Genomic DNA, 18,921 nt, shown 5'->3' with positions numbered 1-18,921 from the left:
GCCCAGTCCGACGGGACGTCACGTCGCTCAGGTCCACCCCGCACGAGTCGGCGGCACGCCGCTGCGTCCCTCCACGGTCGTCCGGACACCCAGCACCTGGTGCACCGACAGGCCCGCGTCCGCGAAGCCGATCGCCGAGCCCGCCATGTACAGGCGCCACACCCGGGCGCGGCCGGGTCCGGCCAGCGCGACGGCCTCGTCCCAGGCGGCCTCGAGGTTGGCCACCCAGCACCGCAGCGTCGTGGCGTAGTGCTCGCGCAGCGCCTCGACGTCGCGGACCTCGAGCCCGGCGTGCTCCATGGCCAGCACCGTGTCACCGACGTCGAGCAGCTCACCGTCCGGGAAGACGTAGCGCCCTACGAAGGAACGCCGTCCGAGCCGCGACCCGTCGACCGACGAGATGGCGTGGTTCAGCAGGCGCCCCTCCGGCACGAGCAGATCGCGCAGGATCCTGAAGTAGCGGGAGATCCGACCGCCGCCGACGTGCTCGGACATGCCAACCGACGCGATCGCGTCGAACGTCTCGTCGTGCAGGTCGCGGTAGTCCTGCAACCGGATCTCGACCCGGTCCGACACCTCCGCGTCCGCCAACCGTTGGCGGGCCAGATGCACCTGCTCCCGGCTGAGCGTGATGCCGACCACCTGCGCGCCGTGCTCGCGCGCCGCGTGGATCGCCAGCGACCCCCACCCGCAGCCGACGTCGAGCAGCCGCATCCCGGCGCGTTCGTGCAGGCCCAGCTTGCGGCAGATCAGCTCGTGCTTGGCGGCCTGGGCGCCCGCCAGGTCGAGGTCCGGCGAGGCGAAGTAGGCGCATGAGTAGGTCATCGCGGGGCCCAGGACGAGCCGGTAGAAGTCGTTTCCGACGTCGTAGTGGTGGCTGATGGCCCGGCTGTCACGGCGCACCGAGTGCCGCCAGCCATGTAGGCGCCGCTCCTCGTCGGGCGGCGGCGGAGGCGGCCCCAGGACGCCCAGGCGCCGGGCGGCCGTCAGCGCCGCGGGCGCGACCTGCCACCCGAGCCTCATGTCGGTCGGGACGGCGTCACGCAACGCGGTCAGCATGGCGTAGACGTCCCCGTCGATGTCGAGCTCGCCAGCGACGTAGGCGCGGGCGAGGCCCAGCTGGTCAGGAGCCCACAGGATGCGGCGGACCGCCAGCGGTGAGTGGACGCGCACGACGCCGTCGACCGGCGACGCACCGGTGTCGCTGCCATCCCAGAAGGCGAAGCGCACCGGCGTCCGCTCGCCGAAGACGGCATGGAGCAGGGGCGCGAGGACCCGCGCCGCAGTGTCGTCTTCAGTCGGACGCGGTTGCCGCGATCTGACATCCGGTCGGCTTCGCGGGGACCTGGTGACCAACGACATTTCTGGTCCCTCCTGTGCTTCGACGTCGTCAGTCCGTCGATGCCGTAGCATCACCCTCCGGTGTAGCGCATGATCGGGCCGATGCAAACGCGCCGCATGCCGGTCAGCTGATCATCCGACCCGTGATGTCCGACGCGACGATCCGCACGTAGCGGTCGCGGTTCCCCGGCGCCCACGGTTGCAGCGGCAGCTCGCGCATGATCGTCAGCTCGTCACCGCGCCAGATCTCCTCGGCGATCCCGCGCACGATGACGCTCCAGCCGGCGCGGCGTGCGTTGTCGGAGTAGTCGACCTCGAACAACACCGGACGCCGCTCGATCTCGCTGAGCAGGTCGCCGTAGGCGGTCCGGAACGTGATCGACCGCCGGTGCACCATGTAGTTGAGCGGGACGACCTTCGCATCGCCGTCGACTACGTAGACGAGGCGGCCCATCGGTCTGGTCAGCAGCAGCGCGAGGGACTCGTCGACGGACAGCTCGCGCATCCGCCGGATCGCGGGGATCGTCGTCGCCATTGGGGGCCACCTGTTGGGCACCGTTGGTGACCCAAGGACACCTGACGCGCGCCGTCATCGCCGGGTCCAAGGACCTCCTCGGGCACGGCGTTCGCCCCGACCGCCTAGACGACCCGGGTGCGCCACTCGAGGACCGTGCCGCCCTCGATCCTGCGGCCGATCACGAACTCGCCCCCGACCGCCCTGGCGCGATGGCGCATGTTCGCCAGGCCGTTGCCGCTGACCTGCGTATCCGATGGCAGACCGACCCCGTTGTCGGTCACACGCACCAGGACCTCCTGTCCGATGTGGACCTCGACGCTCGCCGCAGTCGCGCCTGCGTGCCGCGCGATGTTGCTCAGCGCCTCGCGCACGACGACCAGCAGGTGCGTGGCGATGTCGCCCGGCACCGGGGTCTCGGGGTCGTTGGGCAGCAGCAGCTCCGGCTCGAAGCCCAGCGGGCGGCGCGCCTCGTCGACGATGTCGGCCACCAGGGCGTGGATCCTGCCCGCGCTGGACTCGCCGCTGCCGTCGGTCAGCGAGGGCGGCTGCAACGCGAAGATCGTCGCGCGGATCTGCGTGATGATGTCGTCGAGGCCGTCGATCGCATCGCCGAGCGCCTCCGACAGATGCTCGTCACGCGGGTGACGCGACACCAGCGACTGCAGCTCGAGGCCCATCGCGAACAGGCGCTGGATGACCGTGTCGTGCAGGTCGCGGCCGATCCGCTCGCGCTCCTCGACCAGCAGCAGCCGGTCGAGCTCGGCGCGGGCACGTGCGAACTCGACGATGACACCGGCGTGGTTGGCGAACGTCTGGATGAGGTCGCGTTCCTCGGCGCCGAGCCGGCTGACCGCGACGGTCAGGGCGCCGTAGGGTTCGCCGCGGATGAGCAGGGGCGCCCCGATCGCGAACAGCTCCTGCTCCGAGCCCGCGTCGGCCACCGCGGCGAGCTCGGGCGGCAGCTCGTCGGCGACGACCACGGACCGCGCGCGCATGACCTCGCCCGTCAGCGACGACGCCTTCGACACGACCGCGCCCCGCACGTGGGCCACCCGCGACCCCGCGGCGGCTCGTACGTCCAGCGATGTCTCGGGCGCGGCCGCCTGCGGCACGCAGATCACCACGAGCGCGGCGCCGGTCAGCTCGAGCGCGCGTTCGGCGATGAGCTCGAGCACCCGGTCCTGGTCCGACCCACGGAGGATCTCACCGGAGATCTCGCGCACCGCGTCGAGCGAGCGCTCCCGCTGCCGTGTCGCGTTGTAGCGGATCGCGTTGTCGATGGCGGCGCCCGCCGCCGCCGCCACGAGCAGGGCAAGCTGCTCGTCGGCGGCGGTGAAGGACCGACCGTCGCGCTTCTCCGTTATGTAGAGGTTGCCGTACACCCGCTCGCGCACGCGGATCGGCGTGCCGACGAACGACCGCATCACCGGGTGGCCCTCGGGGAACCCGACCGACTGCGGGTGGGTGGTCAGGTCGTCGAGCCGGAGCGGGCGGGCTTCGCGGATGAGCAGGCCGAGGATGCCATCGCCCCGCGGGACGTGGCCGATCCGTTCGATGTCGCCGTCGAACCCCGTGTGGACGAACTCGGCGAGCATGTGGTCGTCGCCGATCACGCCGAGCGCGGCGTACCGTGCGTCCAGCAGCTCGGCGGCGGCCTCGACCACGTGCTGCAGCACGTCGGCCAGCTCGAGTCCGCTCGCGACCGTGACGGCGGCGTCACCGATGCGCGAGATCACTGCGTCGTCCATGCTCCTCCGACCGCGACCGGCATCGGAGGTAGCCTAACGGGACGTAGGAGGGCTGCCGCCAATGAACGACAGCAACCCCGACGTCGATGACGTCACCCGCGTCATGCTGGTGGACGACCACGAGGTCGTCCGGGCCGGCCTGCGCGGCCTGATCAGCGCCCACGACGACCTCGAGGTCGTCGCGGAGGCGGACAACGCGGCGGACGCGGTGCTGCGCGCGCGGTCCTACCACCCCGACGTCGTCGTCCTCGATGTGCGGCTGCCGGACCGCTCCGGCGTCGAGGTCTGCCGTGACATCCGCGAGGAGCACCCCGGGATGGCGGTGCTCATGCTGACGTCGTACGCCGACGACAAGGCGTTGTTCGACTCGATCATGGCGGGCGCCGCGGGCTACGTGCTCAAGCAGATCCGGGGCACCGAGCTGGTCGACGGTATCCGGCGGGTCAGCGCCGGCGAGTCGCTGCTCGACCCGGCGGTCACGGCGAAGGTGCTGGACCGCCTGCGCCACCCCGACACCGGGGGCGACGCGCGGCTGGCGCGGCTGACGCCGACGGAGCTGCGGATCGTCGAGATGATCGCCGACGGCATGACCAACCGGGCGATCGGTGAGCGGATCGGGCTGGCCGAGAAGACGGTCAAGAACTACGTCTCGTCGATCCTCGCCAAGATGCACATGTCGCGGCGGGCTGAGGCGGCCGCCTACCTGGCCGAGCACCGTGGCCGGCAACAGTCATCCGGTTCGTGACGCCGACGCCTGGTCGTCGGCCATCCGCAGCATCGCGTGCAGGCAGTCGGTGGTCGTGAGGATCCCCACCACCTGGCTGTGCTCGACGACCGGCAGGGCGCTGATGTGCCATGCGAGCATCTGACGGGTCGCGGCGACGAGATCGTCCTCGGGCCGGGCCCACCGCACCGGTGTGGTCATGAGCTGGCGCACGACGCGCTCGCGCACGGACGTCGACGGGGCGGTGCGCGTCGCCGGCGTCAGGTCACGGTCGCTGACGATGCCCACGAGCGTCTGGTCCTCGTCGACGACCGGCAGGTGGCGGATGCCGTCGCGGTGCATCAGCCGGAGCGCGGTCAGCACCGACATCGTCGGTGGGACCGTCGTGACGTGCCGGGTCATCGCGTCCTTGACCTGCATGCTGGTCCACCTCCTGAGGGGTGTCCGCCCGATCGGCGGTCGGTGACTGGGAGACGACTGGTGGGGCTCAGACGATCTCGCGGCCGGACACCATGTGGGTGGTGATGCGGACGAAGTCGTCCTTGGGCGAGGGGTCCCAGGGCTGCAGCGGCAGGTCGTGCAGCCGTGCCTGCTGGCGCAGGTCGGTGACGTGCTCTGCGAACCCGCGGAGCACGACGCTCCAGCCCCGACGCCACTCCGGGTCGACGTCGTCGACCTCGAACACGACGCGCTCGCCCCGTCCGACGGCTGTCAGCTTCTTGCCCTGCCCGGTGCGGAACACGATGCTGTGCCCGTCGACCGCGTAGTTGACAGGCAGGATGTCGGGGCTGGGTCCTCCCATGCCGATGCGACCGACCCGGCTGGGGTGGTCCGCGAGCCGCTGCCAGCACTCCTCGACCGTCAGTTCCCTCATCTCCGTCCCGGATTCGAGTGGCATGTCGGCTCCTGTCATCGTGCTCGCACCATCAAGGGTGGCCGACGCCCCGTCACCTGGGGCAGGTCGTACGACCCCACCCCGCGCGGACGTTCGGCCGTCGGGCGATAGCCTGCGATGCCAGCGTCATCCCACAACCCCGGCCGCAGACCGATGGCCGTCGACGTGACTCCGCGCCGGCCGCCTGCGCTCGCGGGCACGTCCACGAGGAGGGGCTCGTGCACCACATCGACGTGCTGCGGCAGATCTACCAGGGACGGCGCTGGATCCTGGCGGCGGACGTTCTGGCGGCGGCGCCGGCGCACCTGGCCGCCCTCGCGCGCGTCGGCGTGAACGACATGAACGACGTGTTCGTGGTCGCCGGCAGCCAGGGGACGGGCCCTGCGCCTGCCGACGTCCGGACGGTCGTCCTCGGCATCACCGCCGACGACCTCATGTCGGCGCTGCACGCGTTCGACGACGTGATCGGTGACCTGCCGGCCGACGTCCTCGCCCAGGTCGACGCCTTCGACCCGGATCGCCGCGCGGCGGTGATCGCGCCGCTGTTCAGCCAGCGGTCCACTGCGGCGGGTCGTCCGGTGTGGGGCGCGCGTCCCGCGTCGTGGCGTGCGTTGGAGGACAAGACCGTCGTGGACGAGGTCTGGCTGGCGGCCGGTGTGCCGCAGGCACCCGCGGTCGTGGTGCCCGCCGATCCGTCGTCCCTGCGCGCCGCCGCCGCCGCCATGGACGCAGGGGACGGCACCGCGTGGGTCGCCGACAACCGCCAGGGCTGGCACGGCGGTGCGACAGGACTGCGATGGGTGCGCACGGACGAGCAGGCGAGCGCGGCTGCCGCGTTCATGGCTGGGCGCGCTGATCGGGTTCGCGTGATGCCGTTCCTCGACGGCGTGCCGTGCTCGATCCACGGGATCGTGCTGCCCGACGGCACGCGTGCGCTGCGGCCGTGTGAGATGGTGGTGCTGCGCCGGCCGGGCCACTCGGAGCTGTGCTACGCGGGCGTGGCCAGCACGTGGGACCCGCCCACCGACGACAGGGACCGGATGCGCGCGTATGCGCGGCGGGTGGGCGACCATCTCCACGCGGCGCTCGGCTGCCGGGGCGCGTTCAGCATCGACGGCATCATGACCGCCGACGGATTCCGACCGACTGAGCTCAACCCGCGGTTCGGTGCCGCGCTCGGGTTGCTGTCGGCGGCGGTCGAGGTCCCGCTGTACCTCCTGCACCTCGCGGTCGTCGAGGACGTCGCCGCCGACTGGCGCGGCGCCGATCTGGAGCGCATGATCGTCACCGCCGCCGACGCGGCGCGGGAGGTCCGCTGCCACGTCGTGGTCGACCGGCCGGTGGGTGACCACATCATCGGTCTGCGTGGGGTGGATGGGGGCATGTGCCCGACCGACGATCCGGACGCCGAGGTCACCGTGCACTGCGGTCCCGCGGCGATCGGGGGTTCGTACGGCTGGCGGTCGCGCCGGGCGTCGTGCCGACCGGGACGATGGTCGCGCCGCTGGTCGCGAGCGCGCTCGCATGGGCCGAGGAACACCTCGACCTCGGTCTCGGCCCGCTCGAGGCCGCACCGGACGTCCGTCGGGCGTAGCCGCGGCCCGGGACGGGCGACCACGGGCGGGGGCGCCAGCGGCCCCGCCCGTGGAGGGCGTGTCAGGACGTCGGTCCGGCGTCCACCGCCTGGCTCTGGCCGCTGGCGACAGCCACCTTGTGCGGCTTGGCCTCCGGCCGGATCGGGATGGTGACGGTCAGCACGCCCTGGTCGTAGCTGGCATCGATGTTGGCGATGTCGAGGCGGTCGCCGAGGCGCACCTGCCGGCTGTGCGTGCCGGTCGGCCGCTCGCGCACCAGCCAGTTGACGCCTTCGGTCTCCTCGATGGGACGCTCGGCCGTCACGGTCAGCACGCCGTGTTCGACGGTCACGTCGACCGCGTCCGGCTTGGCGCCCGCCAGGTCGAACCGCAGCGTGTAGACACCTTCCCTCTCGAACGCGTCCATCGGCATGAGGCCCCCGCTGCGCCAGCGGCCTCCGGACGGCCCGAACATGCGGTCCATCTCCTCGAACGGGTCCACGAACCTCGCCACGACGATCCCTCCTTGTTCAGTTGTGATGTCTGTCGACCCGGTCACCGTATCCGATACCGGAGCAACTAGGAAAAAAGCTTCATAGCATAACTGGCAACTTTGCTTGACGCTGGGGCGCTGTGCGGTCTGCCGAAAGCAGGCGGTCATGCCGCCTCGACGGCCGTGGCGATCCTCCGCACCGCCTCGGTGATCAGCTCGGGCGAGGTGCCGAGGTTGAAGCGCACGAACCCGCGGCCCGGCGTGCCGAACGTGTGCCCCGGACTGCACGCCACGCGTCCGTGCTCCAGGAAGGCCCGTGCAGGGTCGTCGCCGAGGCCGACCTCCCGGCAGTCGAGCCACGCCAGGTAGGTGGCCGCCGGCATCTGGTACCGCACGGCCGGGACGTGCGTGGCCAGCAGGTCGCCCAGCAGCCTGCGGTTGGCGTCGAGGACGTCGAGCAGCGACGTGAGCCACGGCTCGCCATGGGCGAACGCGGCCTGCGCGGCGATCACACCGAACAGTCCCGTGCCGACCTGCACGGCCTCGGGCAGGCTGGTCGTGACCGCCGGCGCGTCGTGTCCGGCGAGCGTGAGGCCGGCTTTGAGGCCCGGCAGGTTCCAGCCCTTCGAGGCTGCGACGAACGCGACCGCGCGCTGGGCGGCGGGATGGTCCAGTGACAGGAACGGCACGTGCTCGACGCCCGGGTGGGTCAGCGGGGCGTGCACCTCGTCGGCGAGCACCAGCACGTCGTAGGTCCCGGCCAGGTCCGCGACCGCCTCCAGGGTCGCGCGGTCCCAGGCGCTGCCGGTCGGGTTGTGCGGGTTGCACAGCAGGAACGCGGCAGCGCCACCGGCGAAGGCCCGTTCGAGCGCCTCGAGGTCCAGCGCATGCCCCTCGTCCTCGACCCGGAGATCGACCTCGAGGACGACGCAGTCGGCGTGCGCCACGAACGACCAGAACGGCGGGTACACGGGCGGGGTGATCACGACGGGGTCGCCCGGAGACGTGACGAGCCGCAGCACGGCGGCGATGCCGCTCATCACGTCGGGGATCAGCGACGTGCGGTCCGGCACGGGCGCCCAGCCGTACCGTCGCTGCGAGAACGCCGCATAGACCTCGGGCAGATCGCCCGCGTGCACGTATCCCGTGTCACCCCGGTCGACGGCAGCCGCCAGCGCCTCGGCGACGACGGGAGCCGGCGCGACGTCCATCTCGGCCACCCACACCGGCAGGACGTCGTCGGCGTAGGTCCGCCACTTCACGCTCCGCCGGCAGCGCAGCTCGTCGAGCGACGGGAAGTGGACGTGATCGTCGGTCATGCCTGCGATGCTAGAGGCCATCGCTCGTGGCCCGCGCAGCGGCCGGCCGTGCCGTCCGGGGCCACAACGCAGGAGGACCGCCAGGATGACCGCAGAGATCGCCGTGACCGGTGCTACCGGAGGGCTCGGTGGACGCGTCGCGCGCCGGCTCGCCGCACGCGGGGTCCGGCAGCGGCTCGTTGTCCGCGACCCGTCGCGTGCGCCGGAGCTGGACCATGCCGACGTCGCCGTCGGCGAGTACCGCGACGGCGAGGCGATGCGCCGGGCGTTCGACGGTGCGCGGACCGTCTTCCTGGTGTCGGGCGCCGAGGCGCGCGACCGGCTCGACCAGCACCGGACGGCGGTCGACGCGGCCGCCGCGGTCGGGGTGGAGCGGGTCGTCTACACCTCGTTCGTCGGCGCCGCGCCCGACGCGCCTTCACATTCGTCCGGAATCACTTCCACACCGAGAAGCACCTGCGGGCATCTGGGATGGCGACGGTCATGTTGCGCGACAGCATGTACACCGACTTCCTGCTCCTCATGGCGGGCCGCGGTGAGCTCCGCGGTCCGGCGGGCGACGGCCGGTTCGCACCGGTCACCCGGGACGACATCGCCGACGTCGCCGAGGTCGTGCTGCTCGACCCGGCGCACGACGGCACGACCCTCGTCCTCACCGGTCCGGACCTGGTCACCATGGCCGACGTCGCACGGATCCTCACCGAGGTGACGGGCACGCCGGTCCGGTTCGTTGACGAGACGGTCGAGGAGGCCTACGCCTCGCGCGCCTCCTACGGCGCACCCGACTACCAGGTCACCGGGTGGGTCACGACGTACCTCGCCATCCGCGAGGGTGAGCTCGACGTCGTGTCGGACGACGTCGCAACGGTGGCCGGTCACGCACCGACGTCGATCCGGGCGTTCCTGTCGCAGGCCTCGGTCGGCGACTGAGGTCGACGGGCGACGTCGGCAGTGCGAGGATCACGGCGTCGAACCTACAGGAGGGCGTCATGGCCGAAGACAAGGGACGGGGAAAGCTGCAGGACCTCTTGAGGCTCGCCTCGTTCGCGCTGCTCGTGACGGCGGTGGTCCGCGAGCTGCGCATGCCCGCATCCGAGCGGACGTGGCACGGACGCATCGGCTTCGTTCCCTACGACCTGCGACCTCCGACGTTGACCCGCGTCCGCGACGCGCTCTGGCGTCCCGACGATCCCAGCATCGTCGTGGCGCAGCCGTTCGGCGTCGGCTGGTCGCTAAACGTCGGCCGGATCTGGCACCTGCTGTCCCCGCAGGGGGCAGTAGTCAGGCCGCGGGCGGTGTCCCGGTGAGGGCACCGCTGAGCAGCCGCTCGACGGCGCGCCGTTCGACGGGACGCGGGCTGGTGGGCTGCGCCTCGACGATCGCATCGACCGCGTCGTCGAGCGCGTCGGCCGGCATGCCGGCGCTCGTGAGCCCCGGACCGATCTCCAGCCGCCCCAGCAGGTCGTAGAGGCCCGCGGGCACGTCGTCGACGTCCATGGCCTCGGCCGCCGTGGCCAGCGCGCCGGCGACCGCCGGCGCCGCGAACGCCACGGTGTGCGGCAGCAGCATGGCGTGCAACGGAGCGTGGGGCAGGCTCCAGGTCCCGCCCAGGATGTGGGCGATCCTGTGGTGGATGCTCGTCCCGGCCACAGCGAGCGCCCCGCCGGCGAGGTAGGCGCCGTACAGGGTCGTGCCGCGCGCGTCTAGGTCGGATCCGTCCGCCACCGCGCGGGGCAGGCCGTCCGTGAGCGCGCGGATCGCCTCGCGGGCCAGCACCCGCACCACCGGTGTGGTGGCCGGTGCGTACAGGGCCTCGATCGCGTGCGCCAGAGCGTTCATGCCGCTCGGCCCGGTGACATGTGGTGGGAGGGCCGTGGTGAGCTCCGGGTCGTAGATCACCGTCCGGGGCAGCACGCGCAGGTCGCGCCCGGTCCGCTTGCGGCGGTCGCTGGTCGTGCCCCAGATCGGGGTCATCTCCGAGCCCGCATAGGTCGTGGGCACCGCGACGATGGGCAGGTCCAGCTCGAGCGCCACCATCTTCGCGGTGCCGATGGCCGAGCCGCCGCCCACGCACAGCAGCGTGCCGGCGTGCAGTTCGCGTGCCCTGGCGACGCCGGATGCGGCCAGCTCGCCGGGGACGTGGACCGCCACCTCGTCGAACCACCCCACGCACCGGTCACCGAGTGCATCGCGAAGCTCGTCGGCGACAGCCTCGACGGAGCCGCGGCGGCTCACGAGCAGGACCCGGCCGCCGCCGAGCAGCTCGACCTCACCTGGGACGTGCGTGCGGGCGCCGGCGCCGAAGCGGACCCGTCCGGGCAGGGCGTCGTGGACGAAGTCGAGCATCATGGGGCGTGATGATGCCATGCGGCCATGACGGGTGTGGCGGGCGCACGTGTCTCAGGACCGCAGTCCCAGCAACCGGGCCGCGTTGTGCTTGAGGATCCCAGGCCGGACCTCGTCGCGGATGGCAACGTCCTCGAAGTCGCGTAGCCAGCGGTCCGGTGTGATGAACGGGTGGTCGGACCCGAACAGCACCCGGTCGCGCAGCATGGTGTCGGCGAACCGCACCAGCTGTGGGGGGAAGTACTTCGGCGACCAGCCCGACAGGTCGAGCCAGACGTTGGGCTTGTGGACCGCGACCGCGAGCGCCTCGTCCTGCCAGGGGAACGACGGATGGGCGATGATGATCTGCAGGTCGGGAAAATCGACCGCGACGTCGTCGAGGAGCAGGGGGTTGGAGTGCTTCAGGCGGATGCCGCCGCCACCGCGCAGCCCCGCTCCGATGCCGCTCTGCCCGCTGTGGAACAGCGCGGGGACACCCAGGTCGGTGATCGCCTCGTACAGCGGATAGGCGGCGCGGTCGTTCGGCTGGAACGCCTGCAGGTTGGGATGGAACTTGAAGCCGCGGACGCCGTGTTCGACGACCAGCCGGCGGGCCTCGGCGATGCCGGCCACGCCGCGTGCCGGATCGATGCTGGCGAACGGGATGAGCACGTCGGGGTGGCGTGCGGCGGCGTCGGCGATCTCGACGTTGGACACGCCGTCGTGGCCGAACGTCGACGCGATGTCGATCGTGAAGATGACCGCGGCCAGGTCGCGCTCGCGGTAGTAGCCGGCCGTGTCGTCGATGGATGGCAGCGGTCCGGTGTCGTCACCGAAGAACCGCCGGGCGCCGTCCTGCAGGTGCTGCGGCAGCGCCGGCCGACCGTCTGCGGAGATCTCGCAGTGCACGTGCATGTCGATCGCCGTGACGGCGGCGGGATCCACGCGGTCGGACACGGCCTATGCCCGCGCCGCGTCGGCGGTTCCACGTTGGTACCCGCCACGCCGGCGGGCATGATGGCTGCGCACGTCCGCATCGTACCGGTCCGGGTCATCTACGCCGTTCGGTCCACGCCATGCAAGCCCTCCCCACTGCCGGAAGTGGCCGGTGAGCATCCTCACCGGGACGTCGGCCTCTCCACCGACGCGGCGCTCGGCGCGTGGCAGAGCGGTCGACACGACGGCCCTGCTCATCGGCACCGCCGTGAACGGTGTCCTGGCGTACGTCTTCTTCGCGCTGGCGACCAGGACGCTGGGAGGCGAGGGTGCAGCACCGGTCGCACAGCTGTGGACGTACTGGAGCGCCTCGGCGGCCGTGCTCACGTTCCCCGTCCAGCACTGGATCATCCGCAGCTCGCACACTGATGCGGGCCTGGCGGCGGTGCGACGGGTGCTGCCGCATGTCACCGGCGCGGTGCTCGCGCTTGCCGTCCTGGTGGCAGTGATCTCCTGGCTGGCACGGGAGCAGGTGTTCACGAGCGACGACGTGGCGTTCCCGATGATGGCGGCCGCCGTCACGGTCGGCGCCTTCGTCGTCGGTGTCGTACGTGGGCGGCTCGCCGGCGCCCAGCGGTTCGTGGCGACCGGGGTCGCCATCGCCGCCGAGAACGTGCTGCGTGTGCTGCTGGCTGTGATCGTCGTGTGGCGCGCTGGCGGAGCCGTGGGCTTCGGCCTGGCGCTGTCGGCGGGTGGACTGGCCGTCCTTGCATGGCCCTCGGCGTTCCGCTTCCCCGCTCCGGCGGCAGGGGACGAGCGAGCGTCCGTGACGGTGCTGCTGGGAGGGATCGCGGCCGGCTCGCTGATCGCCCAGCTCGTCCTGACCGGTGGGCCGGTCGTGCTCGCGAGCATCGGTGGACGGGCCGCGGACATCACGGCCCTGTTCGCGGCGCTGGCGCTGTTCCGCGCCCCGTACCTGCTCGCGCTGGGCCTCGTCACCCAGGTCACCGGAGCCTTCACCGATCTCATCGTCGGTGGCCGCCACCGCGTGGTGCGTCGGATCCGTCGGCTGCTCGTCGTCGGCGGTGTCCTCGCCGCCTGCGCGGCGTGGCTCTTCGGGCTGAAGGTCGGGCCGATGCTGATCAGGCTGGTCTTCGGCGCCGACGTCGCACCGACCCCACAGGTCGTCGCGCTGGTCGCCGCTGCCACGACCGTCGCTCTGGCGAACCTGGTGTTCACCGTGCTGCTCGTTGCGCGCGGATCCTCCGGGCAGCTGACGGCGAACTGGGTGGCTGCGGTCGGCGTCGCCGTCGCGGTGATCCTGGCGTCGCCGCTCCCACCGCTGCCGCTGGTGTCGTGGGCGTTCCTGGCCGCGGAGGTCACGGCGTTCGTCCTGATGTGGCTCGGTGAGGTCCGCGTGCACCGTGCCTGGACGGCTCCGGGCACCGGCCGCGAGCGGCCGACGACACCGTGAGGTTGCCCCCCGTCAGCCGGCGGGCACCCGCCGCCCGGTCAGCAGACCCTGGCGTCGGGTCGCGCCGCGCCGCTTGAGCGGCCGCCACCACCACTCGTTGCGCCGGTACCAGGCGATCGTCGCGGCCAGCGCCTCGTCGAAGTCGTGGTCCGGCGCCCAGCCGAGCGCGCGGATCTTCGCGGTATCGACCGCGTAGCGTAGATCGTGGCCGGGTCGGTCGGCGACGTGGCGGATCATGTCCTCGCCGAGGCCGACGCCGCCGAGGATCCGTCGTGTCAGCTCGAGGTTGGTCATCTCGTTGCCGGCGCCCACGTTGTAGATCCCCCCGGGCTGGCCCTCCGTGAGCACGAGCCACTGCGCCAGGCAGTTGTCCTCGACATAGGTCCAGTCGCGCACGTTGGCGCCGTCCCCGTACACCGGGACGGGCTCGCCGTCGAGCAGGTTGGTGATGAACAACGGGACGACCTTCTCGGGGTAGTGATACGGCCCGAAGTTGTTGGTCGTGCGCGTGATGGTGATGGGGTAGTCGAAGGTCACCCTGCTGGCGCGGGCCAACAGGTCCGCCGATGCCTTGGACACCGCATACGGTGAGTTCGGTTCGAGGGCATCGCCCTCGCGGAACCGGCCCGGTGCCACCACCACGCCGTAGGTCTCGTCGGTCGAGATGTGCAGGAACCGCGGCACGCCGCAGTCGCGGGCCGCAGTGAACAGCACGTGGGTGCCGAGCACGTTCGTCCGCAGGAAGTCGGCCGAGCCGGTGATCGACCGGTCCACGTGGCTCTCCGCCGCGAAGTTGACGACGGCGTCGTGGCCAGGCAGGACCTCACGCAGCGTCGCGTCATCGGCGATGTCGCCCCGCACGAAGCGGTGCCGGTCGTCGTCGACCTCCCGCAGGCTGTCCAGGTTGCCCGCGTAGGTCAGCGCGTCGTAGGTGGTCACCGACACACCGAGCTGCGTCCTGAGGACCCAGCGCACGAAGCAGGAGCCGATGAAGCCGGCCCCGCCGGTCACGAACAGCCGCATCCAACGCCACCCTCCGCCACGGCGACGTGCCGTGGCTGCCACGTTCTGTTTCCTCGCGATCGGTACCATAGTCGCCCGGCGACACGCGCCGCTGCGCAACGGCTCCTGTCCTGGTGGCAGAGGGGTCGTCTGGCCGACCGCGGCGCATTCGCACCGGGCCCGGGGGAAACGGGAGAAGTGATCACACGGGTGTTCATCGTCGGCGCGCAGCGCTGTGGCTCGACGTTGCTGTACCGACTGCTCGACAGCCACCCCGACGTGATGATGGCCCGGCCCGTCCGCCCCGAGCCGAAGGTCTTCCTCGCCGATGACGTCGTCGGCGATCCGCAGGCCTACGACGCGCGGCTGTTCGCCGACGTCAGGGCGACGCCGGTGCGTGGCGAGAAGGCGACGAGCTACCTCGAGCATCCCGCGGCGCTCGATCGCATCGGGAAGACGTTCCCGGATGCACACATCGTCGTGGCTGTGCGCGACCCGATCGAGCGTGCGGTGTCGAACTACAGGTTCTCCGTCGACCACGGGCACGAGGACCGGTCCCCCGACGCCGCGCTCCTCGACGATCTCGAGGGACGCGAGCGCGCCTGGGACCGGGCGCGCTTCTCCGTCTCGCCGTACGCGTACGTGCGCCGCGGCCACTACCTCGAGGCGATCCGCCGGGTCGAGGCGCGCTTCGACAGGACGCGGATCCACGTCGTCGTCTTCGAGGAGCTCGTGTCCGACGTCGGCGAGGCCGCACGTATCTTCCGGGCGCTCGGCGTCGCCGAGCCACCGCGCAACGGTGGGCCGCCGGTGGCGGTCAATCCGTCGACCGCGCCGGCCACGCTGTCGGCGGCGGTGCGTGACAGGCTGCGCGACCACTTCGCGGAGCCGAACGCCGCGCTAGCTCGGCACCTCGGGCGCACGCTGGACGCATGGCAGTGACGGATCTCGTCACGGGCCGAGGCACGCGAGGAAGGTCTCGACGACGCGGTCGACGTCCTCGGCGGTCAGGGCGTTGTGGAACGGCAGCCGCAGCAGGCGACCACTGACGCTCGCGGTGACGGGGCAGTCCGAGAGGCGGGCCGCGAAGCGGTAGCCCCCGTCGGACGTGTGCAGCGGGACGTAGTGGAACGTCGGGTGGATGTCCTGCGCCCGCATCCCGTCCAGGACGCGGTCGCGTGTCGCGCGATCCTCCAGCAGCACGTAGTACATGTGCCACGCGGCGTCGCGGTCAGCGGGGACGACAGGCGTGCGGAAGCCCAGCTCGGGGCCCAGTGGTGCGAGGAGCCGGTCGTACTGTTCGAACACGACGCGGCGCTTGGACAGGATCCTGTCGCGCTGCTCGAGCTGGGCCAGAAGGTACGCGGCGAGGATGTCGGACAGGCCGAAGGACGACCCGGTGTCCTTCCACGAGTACTTGTCGACCTCGCCGAGCATGAACGCGCGGCGGTTCGTGCCCTTGTCGTACAGCACGTGGGCGCGCTCGATGTCCGCCGGATCGTTGAGCAGCAACGCTCCGCCCTCGCCGCACACGAAGTTCTTCGTCTCGTGGAAGCTGAGCGTTCCGAAGCGTCCGAACCCGCCCAGTGGCCGGTCGCGGTACCGGCCGAAGAGCCCGTGCGCGTTGTCCTCGATCAGATCGGTGTCCGGCGCTGAGGAGAGCACCTTGCCGAGCCCCTCGAGGTCGCAGCCGACTCCGGCGTAGTGGACGGCGACGACCGCGCGGACGCGCTTGTCGAGCAGCTCGGCGACCGACGCCGGGTCAATGCCGAGGGTGTGCTGCTCGATGTCGGCGAACACGAGCCGGGCGCCCGCCCGGACGAACGCCAGGGCTGTCGTCACGAACGTGAACGACGGCACGATCACGGTGTCTCCAGGCTGCAGGCCAAGCAGCAACCCACTCATCTCGAGCGCGGCCGTGCACGACGTCGTCAGCAGCACGTCCGCCGCGCCGATCTCGTCGCGCAGGGTGGCCGCGGCCCGCGCGGCGAATGGCCCGGAGCTCGATGTGTGCCCCCCTTCGACGGCCTGGCGGACGTAGGCCAGCTCGTCACCCTCGAGCGTGGGTCTGTTGAAGGTCAGCCGACGCGTGCTCCGCACCCCGCTCATGGCAGCTCCACCTGGCTGTGGTCGCCGACCATGAGTCGGTGGGCCCTGGGGCGGCGGTCGCTGCGTCCGACCCTGGCGCACTTGCCGATCAGCGAGTCCTCGAGTCGCTCGACCCCCCGGATGACGCTGTGGTCGAGGACGACCGAGTGTTCGATCGCAGAGTCCACGATCTCACAGTCGGGCGCGATCGACGTGTACGGGCCGATGAACGTACGTGTCAGCCTCGTCCCCCGCCCGATGATCGCGGGGCCGCGCACGAAGCTGTCGATCAGCTCTACGTCGTGGTCGACCACGACGCGTCCCTGCGTGCTCGAGTCCCGCAGCGTCCCGTCGTTGCGGGGCACGAGGGCGTCGAGCACGATGCGGTTGGCCTCCAGCAGGTCCTCGAGCTTGCCCGTGTCCTTCCACCAGCCCGTCGACACGATGTGGGCGTCGACCCGGTCGCCGTTGTCGATCAGCCACTGCACGGCGTCGGTGATCTCGAGCTCCCCACGCGACGCGGGGTGGATGGCGCGTGCCGCGTCGACGATCTTCGACGAGAACAGGTAGACGCCCACCAGTGCCAGGTCCGAGGGCGGATCCGCGGGCTTCTCGACCAGGCGCGCGACCCGGCCGGTCCCGTCGAGCACGGCGACGCCGAACTGGTGTGGGTTGGTGACCTTCGCGAGCATCACCTGGGCGGCCGCGTCGCCCGGGCGGAACCTCCTGACCACGTCGGCGATCCCGCTCGTGAGCAGGTTGTCGCCCAGGTAGAGGACGAAGTCGTCATCGCCGATGAAGTCGCACGCGACGAGGACCGCGTGTGCGAGGCCCAGGGGCTCGGGCTGGTGGATGTAGGTGATCTCGAGGCCGTACCGCGATCCGTCGCCGACGTGCGCCCTGATCTCGCGGTGCGTCTCACCGACGATGATCCCGGTCTGGGTGATCCCGGCCTCGGCGATCGATTCCAGGCCGAAGTCGAGCACCGGACGGTTGCCGATGGGTACGAGCTGCTTGGCGCTCGTGTGGGTGATCGGACGCAGGCGCGTCCCGGCACCGCCGGCCAGCACCAACCCCTTCATGTGCGACCTCCCGGCGGTGCGATGGTGTCCGCCCGTTCAGCGAGCTCACCGGCCGTGCCCAGGTACCCGATGGTGATCGGCGCGCGGCCACGGGCGCCGGCGATCTTCCATCGTGACAGGTCGAGGAGCAGGGCGCGCGCCTCGCCCCTGGACATGCTGATGGAGCCCCGCTTCAGCATCACGTAGACCGGCGCACCGTCGTCGATACCGTGGGTCGCGAGTCGCCGGCTGAACACGCTGCGCAGCCGCTCGGCCATCAGCTGCGCGTCACTGATCCCGGTCTGGCGGCTGCGGCCGCCACCGATCGGCAGCACGGGGAGGTAGCTGGCGCCGCACCACGAGTACCACTGGGTCTGCTGGGGCAGTGACGACAGGACGTAGCAGGAGTCCGGCGCGACGTCAGAGAGGTTGGACGCCGCGGTCCGCGTCGGCCCGTACCTGCGTTCGAGCCGGTCCGCGGTCACCGTCGCCGTGCGGAGCGCGAGCACTGCGCCCACGGCGACCGCGACGACCGCGGCGACCGTCACGACCGTCACGACCGTCCTGCCCGGCACCCTCGCTCCGACCCAGGCGAGACCGGCGCCCGCGGCGATCGCCAGGAACGGCAGCGTGGGTGTGAGGTAGCGCACCTGGTAGACCGCGACGCCGAGCAGCAGGAGGCCCAAGCAGGTCAGGGCGACAGCGAGGCACGCCACGACGGGGGCCGCGGGGACCTGGCGGCGGCGGGCGGCCACCAGTGCGGCCGCGATGCCCACGACGATCGCTGTGCCGACGATCGGGCCGACCAGGACCGGGATCTTGCCGACGAAGTCGAGCGTGCTGTCGAGCATCGGCACCGCCTTCGCGACCTGGCGGTCGCGGAAGATCAGCACGGGTGACTGGCGGGAGCCGGTGACCTCCGGAATGAGCCAGACGGCGGCTGTCGCCCCGGCGGTCAGCAGCGTCGTCAGCGTCAGCACCACCGGAGCGCGGATGGCGGCACGCCAGCGGACAGCCACGACCGCCACGAGCGCTGGACCGAGGAGCAACGGCGTGCCGTAGCGCACGGCGGTCGCGACCGCGGCGATCGGGGCCACCGCGACCGCCCACCACCGCATGCGCTCGTGCTGGGTCGCGAGCGTGAGCACGACGACCGAGGCGAGCACGAGCGTCGTGCCGGGGATGTCAGGCAGCAGCCGCCAGGCGGTCCCGAACCACCCGGGTGACAGTGCGAGGAGGACGGCGGCGATGATCGCCGCCGCGCGGTCGAGCAGCAGGCGCGCCTCGAGCCAGGTCAGGCCGACGCCCGCGACCGCGCTCACGAGGACGCCGGCCCGGATGGCCTGGTCGGTCGCCCCGAACCAGGCGGTCGGTGTCATCAGGATCGGCAGGCCCGGCGCCCGGACGTCAGCCCAGTAGAAGCC

At 71.6% G+C, this 18,921-nt stretch carries 19 protein-coding genes; 6 read left to right on the top strand and 13 right to left on the bottom strand.

Annotation, left to right across the window (positions count from 1 at the left end):
* Window positions 1–27: 27 nt before the first annotated feature.
* From VK923_16635 to VK923_16625, 3 genes are all read right to left on the bottom strand, one after another.
* Window positions 28–1,230, bottom strand: a complete 1,203-nt coding sequence (locus VK923_16635) for a cyclopropane-fatty-acyl-phospholipid synthase family protein (GenBank protein ID HSJ46305.1) — start codon at window positions 1,228–1,230, stop codon at window positions 28–30.
* Window positions 1,231–1,465: 235 nt separating this feature from the next.
* A complete protein-coding gene (locus tag VK923_16630) occupies window positions 1,466–1,876 on the bottom strand; it encodes a pyridoxamine 5'-phosphate oxidase family protein (protein HSJ46304.1) in 411 nt (136 codons plus the stop codon).
* A 104-nt stretch (window positions 1,877–1,980) separates the two neighbouring features.
* Complete coding sequence (locus VK923_16625) at window positions 1,981–3,606, bottom strand: GAF domain-containing sensor histidine kinase (protein HSJ46303.1); 1,626 nt, start codon at window positions 3,604–3,606, stop codon at window positions 1,981–1,983.
* A 61-nt stretch (window positions 3,607–3,667) separates the two neighbouring features.
* On the opposite strand from VK923_16625, the gene VK923_16620 reads away from it, so the two are divergent.
* Window positions 3,668–4,351 carry a response regulator transcription factor gene (locus tag VK923_16620; GenBank protein ID HSJ46302.1) on the top strand — a complete coding sequence of 228 codons (684 nt, stop codon included), beginning with the start codon at window positions 3,668–3,670 and terminating at the stop codon, window positions 4,349–4,351.
* Here the strand turns inward: VK923_16620 and VK923_16615 are convergent.
* Both VK923_16615 and VK923_16610 read right to left on the bottom strand, forming a co-directional pair.
* Window positions 4,337–4,750, bottom strand: coding sequence for a CBS domain-containing protein (locus tag VK923_16615; protein ID HSJ46301.1), 414 nt, complete (start codon window positions 4,748–4,750; stop codon window positions 4,337–4,339). The genes VK923_16620 and VK923_16615 overlap by 15 nt on opposite strands.
* Window positions 4,751–4,817: 67 nt before the next feature.
* Complete coding sequence (locus VK923_16610) at window positions 4,818–5,228, bottom strand: pyridoxamine 5'-phosphate oxidase family protein (GenBank protein HSJ46300.1); 411 nt, start codon at window positions 5,226–5,228, stop codon at window positions 4,818–4,820.
* 215 nt (window positions 5,229–5,443) lie between these two features.
* On the opposite strand from VK923_16610, the gene VK923_16605 reads away from it, so the two are divergent.
* Entirely contained in the window at window positions 5,444–6,973 is a 1,530-nt protein-coding gene (locus VK923_16605) for a hypothetical protein (protein ID HSJ46299.1), read from the top strand.
* On the opposite strand, the gene VK923_16600 is transcribed toward VK923_16605, so the two are convergent.
* Complete coding sequence (locus VK923_16600; GenBank protein ID HSJ46298.1) at window positions 6,882–7,460, bottom strand: Hsp20/alpha crystallin family protein; 579 nt, start codon at window positions 7,458–7,460, stop codon at window positions 6,882–6,884. The genes VK923_16605 and VK923_16600 overlap by 92 nt on opposite strands.
* A complete protein-coding gene (locus VK923_16595) occupies window positions 7,457–8,611 on the bottom strand; it encodes an aminotransferase class I/II-fold pyridoxal phosphate-dependent enzyme (protein ID HSJ46297.1) in 1,155 nt (384 codons plus the stop codon). Before VK923_16595 ends, VK923_16600 begins: the two co-directional genes overlap by 4 nt.
* 483 nt (window positions 8,612–9,094) lie before the next feature.
* Between VK923_16595 and VK923_16590 the strand changes: the two genes are divergently transcribed.
* On the top strand, window positions 9,095–9,541 hold the full coding sequence (locus tag VK923_16590) for a hypothetical protein (GenBank protein HSJ46296.1): 447 nt from the start codon (window positions 9,095–9,097) through the stop codon (window positions 9,539–9,541).
* A 59-nt stretch (window positions 9,542–9,600) separates the two neighbouring features.
* Window positions 9,601–9,918, top strand: a complete 318-nt coding sequence (locus tag VK923_16585) for a DUF5808 domain-containing protein (GenBank protein HSJ46295.1) — start codon at window positions 9,601–9,603, stop codon at window positions 9,916–9,918.
* Here the strand turns inward: VK923_16585 and VK923_16580 are convergent.
* Window positions 9,893–10,978, bottom strand: coding sequence for a maleylacetate reductase (locus VK923_16580; protein ID HSJ46294.1), 1,086 nt, complete (start codon window positions 10,976–10,978; stop codon window positions 9,893–9,895). The two genes, VK923_16585 and VK923_16580, sit on opposite strands and share 26 nt — an antisense overlap.
* 33 nt (window positions 10,979–11,011) lie before the next feature.
* Window positions 11,012–11,893, bottom strand: coding sequence for an amidohydrolase family protein (locus tag VK923_16575; protein HSJ46293.1), 882 nt, complete (start codon window positions 11,891–11,893; stop codon window positions 11,012–11,014).
* 151 nt (window positions 11,894–12,044) lie between these two features.
* Between VK923_16575 and VK923_16570 the strand changes: the two genes are divergently transcribed.
* The gene (locus tag VK923_16570; protein HSJ46292.1) at window positions 12,045–13,346 is read left to right on the top strand and encodes a hypothetical protein; all 1,302 of its coding nucleotides are present in this window, start codon (window positions 12,045–12,047) and stop codon (window positions 13,344–13,346) included.
* A 12-nt stretch (window positions 13,347–13,358) separates the two neighbouring features.
* Here the strand turns inward: VK923_16570 and rfbB are convergent, their stop codons facing one another.
* A complete protein-coding gene (rfbB, locus tag VK923_16565; GenBank protein ID HSJ46291.1) occupies window positions 13,359–14,369 on the bottom strand; it encodes a dTDP-glucose 4,6-dehydratase in 1,011 nt (336 codons plus the stop codon).
* 189 nt (window positions 14,370–14,558) lie between these two features.
* Between rfbB and VK923_16560 the strand changes: the two genes are divergently transcribed.
* Window positions 14,559–15,290, top strand: coding sequence for a sulfotransferase (locus tag VK923_16560; GenBank protein HSJ46290.1), 732 nt, complete (start codon window positions 14,559–14,561; stop codon window positions 15,288–15,290).
* Window positions 15,291–15,299: 9 nt separating this feature from the next.
* On the opposite strand, the gene rffA is transcribed toward VK923_16560, so the two are convergent.
* The 3 genes from rffA to VK923_16545 form a co-directional block, all read right to left on the bottom strand.
* On the bottom strand, window positions 15,300–16,457 hold the full coding sequence (gene rffA / locus VK923_16555; GenBank protein HSJ46289.1) for a dTDP-4-amino-4,6-dideoxygalactose transaminase: 1,158 nt from the start codon (window positions 16,455–16,457) through the stop codon (window positions 15,300–15,302).
* Window positions 16,454–17,518, bottom strand: a complete 1,065-nt coding sequence (locus VK923_16550; protein HSJ46288.1) for a glucose-1-phosphate thymidylyltransferase — start codon at window positions 17,516–17,518, stop codon at window positions 16,454–16,456. Before VK923_16550 ends, rffA begins: the two co-directional genes overlap by 4 nt.
* A partial coding sequence (locus tag VK923_16545) for a glycosyltransferase family 39 protein (GenBank protein ID HSJ46287.1) occupies window positions 17,515–18,921 on the bottom strand: 1,407 nt, incomplete at its 5' end. The genes VK923_16550 and VK923_16545, both read right to left, overlap by 4 nt.

This window comes from Euzebyales bacterium (assembly GCA_035461305.1).
Taxonomy (GTDB): Bacteria; Actinomycetota; Nitriliruptoria; order Euzebyales; family JAHELV01; genus JAHELV01.
This window is presented reverse-complemented; position numbering and strand designations above follow the sequence as displayed.